The organism is Bradyrhizobium sp. CCBAU 45389 (assembly GCF_028128625.1).
Lineage (GTDB): Bacteria > Pseudomonadota > Alphaproteobacteria > Rhizobiales > Xanthobacteraceae > Bradyrhizobium > Bradyrhizobium liaoningense_B.
In genome coordinates, this window is record NZ_LBIY01000047.1 from 1 (window position 1) to 3,320 (window position 3,320).

General features: G+C 62.8%; 3 protein-coding genes. All 3 read right to left on the minus strand.

The window, feature by feature from the left end; all coding sequences use genetic code 11:
- Positions 1-76: 76 nt before the first annotated feature.
- From XH79_RS07000 to XH79_RS07010, 3 genes are read right to left on the minus strand one after another with little or no spacing between them, the layout of a single operon-like run.
- On the minus strand, positions 77-1,090 hold the full coding sequence (locus XH79_RS07000) for a tyrosine-type recombinase/integrase (RefSeq protein WP_271581182.1): 1,014 nt from the start codon (positions 1,088-1,090) through the stop codon (positions 77-79).
- Positions 1,087-2,001 carry a tyrosine-type recombinase/integrase gene (locus XH79_RS07005; protein ID WP_271581183.1) on the minus strand — a complete coding sequence of 305 codons (915 nt, stop codon included), beginning with the start codon at positions 1,999-2,001 and terminating at the stop codon, positions 1,087-1,089. The genes XH79_RS07000 and XH79_RS07005 overlap by 4 nt, the downstream gene beginning before the upstream one ends.
- Complete coding sequence (locus XH79_RS07010; protein ID WP_271581184.1) at positions 2,001-3,239, minus strand: tyrosine-type recombinase/integrase; 1,239 nt, start codon at positions 3,237-3,239, stop codon at positions 2,001-2,003. Before XH79_RS07010 ends, XH79_RS07005 begins: the two co-directional genes overlap by 1 nt.
- Between the last annotated feature and the right edge of the window lie 81 nt (positions 3,240-3,320).

Here is a 3,320-nt window from a genome sequence, read left to right on the forward strand (position 1 = left end):
CCGCAATTATGCGGAGCCCACGATTATGCGGAGTGTGCGGCGGGAAGTTGGTTCCCGCCGCGGTCTTCTCGCCTTTTCACTCCGCATAATTCGGCTTGCGTCCGGCCACATTCAGCATGGCCAGGAGCTTGTCGGGCGCCCGGAATCGACCGGGCGTCAGCATCGGCGGCGACATGGCGGCGAGCGCTTCGAGCTTCTCTGTCGGATCGGCGCGAAGGTAGACCTCGGTGCTTTGCAGGCTGGCGTGTCCGAGCCATAGCGAGACTTTCCGGACGTCGCGAGTCGCCTGAAGCGTATGCATGGCGCAGGTATGGCGCAGTACGTGCGGACTGACGCCCTTGCCGGCGATCGACGGCGCCTTGCGAGCGGCGACGGCGACATGCTTGGTCAGGATGTATTCAAAGCCCGAGCGGGTCATCGCCTGAGCACGGGAGTTGAAGAACAGCTCAGGAGCGTCGGTGACTGGGCGCACTTTGAGCCAAGCCTTCACAGCTGCAGCCGTTTGTTTCCAGAGCGGCAAGACACGTTCACGACGGCCCTTACCCATGATGTGCACGCTGGACATGGTCTGGCGGTCGATCTGATCGAGCCGGAGGCCGACCAGCTCCGACACGCGCATGCCTGCGGCGAAGGCCAGATGCAGCATGGCTCGATCACGGATGCCGGACACGGTGCTCGCATCTGGCGCATCTAACAGGGCCTGCAGCTCGTCAAGAGTGAGATAGGCGACGAGCGCCTGATCGGTCTTCTTCATCGGGATCGCATGGATCCGACGTGATTGGTCGAGGCAGGATGGCACCCTGTATTCCAGATAGCGGAAGAACGAGTTGATCGCAGCGAGCCGGGCATTTCGAGTTCGCGCCGAGTTGCCGCGCTGCTTCTCTAGATGCTCCAGGAATGCCAAGATCAGCGGCGCGTCGAGCCGTTCGATCTCGATCTTCGATGGCTTGAGCTTGAGCCGGCTGGCGGCAAATTGGAGCAACAGCTGGAAGCTCTGGGCATACGCCTCGCAGGTATGCTGGCTCGCCCTGCGTTCTTTGGGCAAGTGCTCGCGCAGGAAGCTGCTCAGGTAGGGGGCGAGCGCAGTCATGCGGCGCCTCCAATGAGCAATGCCTCGCCGGCCTCGGCGATCTGGCCCATTAGGGTCGGCGTCGCCTGCAAGTACCAGTAGGTGTCGGTCACGTGGGCGTGGCCGAGGTAGGTGCTGAGCGCCACGATATGGCGGGCGATCGCAGCACGATCGTAGCGGCACTGCTCCAGCGAGCGGACCGCGAAGGTGTGGCGCAGATCGTGGATGCGCGGATCTCGCCCCGCGTAGGCACCCCTGAGATTGGTACTGTCGAGGAGTTGCAGGAAGATGCGTCGCACGGTGTTGTAGGGCAGCGATTGTCCGGCAACCGATACGAAGAGAGCACGATCTGTGGTGGTCAGCGACCGCCGGGTGACCAGATATCTGTCGAGCGCCAGCCGAGCTGTTGGGTGAAGTGGCAACAGCCGGCTCTTCTGGAACTTGGTCTGTCGGACGACGAGCCCATCCGCAGTTACATCGTCGATCCGCAGCGCCAAAGCTTCCGCGATCCGCATGCCGGTAGCGGTGAGCAGGCCGAAGAGCGTTACATACATGGTCGGTCTGATCGAGCCTACCGGCCGGAGTGCCGCCGCAGCGCGAAGCAATCGTGCGATCTCGTCCGCACTATAGATATAAGGCGATCGCCGCTTGACGACAGCGTGGCCGAGTGCATCCGCCGCCGGAACCTGATGGCGCGGATTCTCGGCATGCATCGCCAGCGCGAACCGCCGCACGGTAAGCAACCGGTTGCGGCGCTGCTCCGGTGACGGCGCTCGTGCGGCCCATGCCAGGACCCGGGCACTTCTGATGTGCCGGTCGCCGTGCTCCTCGGCGAAGCTGACGTAGCCCCTCAGCAGGATTTGCTGGACACGGAACTTGAACCCCAGCGACTGCTGCTGGTCCACGTATTTGGCCAGATATTGACTCAGCATCACGCATCTCCCGGCCAGGGCTGCGCGATCTGCAGCAGCATCGTCACGTCGACTTTGGCATAGTGCGCGGTCATGTCAGGCGAGCGGTGGCGGAGCACGGCACCAACCGTGTCGAGCGTCGCGCCGCCCCGCAGCATGGCCGTCGCGGCCGAGTGTCGAAGCAGGTTGGCCCCATTCGACGGAGCGGTGATGCCGGCCTTTCGTATTGCACAGCGCACAACGTCGGAGACTACGCTCGACCTTGTCAGTGGCCGGATTGGTGCGTTCAACATGAAGAAGATTGGACCACCGACGACGTGCGGCCGGGCTTGATCCAGATAAGCGAGCACGGCATCACCTGCGTCTTGCGGCAATGGTAATCTCGTTTCCCGGCGCCCCTTGCCACGAACCGACAGCGTGGCTTGTTGCCAATCAATATCGGTGAGACGAAGAGAAAGAATGTCGCTGGCTCGCAAACCCAGTCGCGCCAACAGCAGCAGGATCGCCCGATCACGCACGCCAGTCGCCGAGGTCTGATCGCACGTTGCAATCAACGTCTCGACATCCGACGAGCGGATGTATCGCGGCAGCGACGACAGTCGCCACTGCGGAATGATCGGCACAGCCTGATCGAGTCCAGCTCGGCACAACCCCCTCGCGCTGAGGAACCGCAAATATCCTCTCAGCGCCATGGTCATCGTCTTCACATAGGCCAGCGAGACCCGTTTCGTCTCTGCAATGATCACATCGCGAATGAGCTGAGCATTCCAACTTCGCGGCCTGATGCCAAGCGCCGGGAGCAGCCGCATGACCATGCGACCGTGCCGATCTATTGTCAGCTCTGTGACGCCGCGATGCTGGCGCAGCCAGTCCTGGAACTCGACCACCCGGCGGTGGGGCGTCGGTAATGCGGGCTTCGGCTTGCGCTGGACGATTCCGCGCTCGCCGAGAAACTCGATGAACCGGCGTACCCGCCTCACGTACTTCGCGGACACGCCCCTCTCGCGACGGATGCCGGGGCAGCGACAGCGATGCCGAGCGAACCGATCGGCGACGCCATCATCGATATCAGCGACTGCGATCTTGGCCAGCGTCAGCCATTGCGCGAGGTGACGGGCTGCAGCGTCATAGCCGCTCACCGTCAAGCTCTTATGCCCCAAGACCGTCAGGTGTCGTGTGAACTCCGTCACCAGCGGGGCGAGATCGCCTGCGTCCATGCAGCGCAGCCCGTGGCAGTGATCCTCACTCGACTTGGCCATTCCTTATCTCCCTTTCGTTGCCATCAAGGCAGGAAGGGAGGCCCCAGATTATGCGGAGTGAGAAAGAGGGCAGCAGGAACT

Bases quoted from the DNA above. Each gene is read 5' to 3' on its own strand.
- XH79_RS07010 (WP_271581184.1), bottom strand. From the start codon at position 3,239: ATGGCCAAGTCGAGTGAGGATCACTGCCACGGGCTGCGCTGCATGGAC.
- XH79_RS07005 (WP_271581183.1), bottom strand. From the start codon at position 2,001: ATGCTGAGTCAATATCTGGCCAAATACGTGGACCAGCAGCAGTCGCTG.
- XH79_RS07000 (WP_271581182.1), bottom strand. From the start codon at position 1,090: ATGACTGCGCTCGCCCCCTACCTGAGCAGCTTCCTGCGCGAGCACTTG.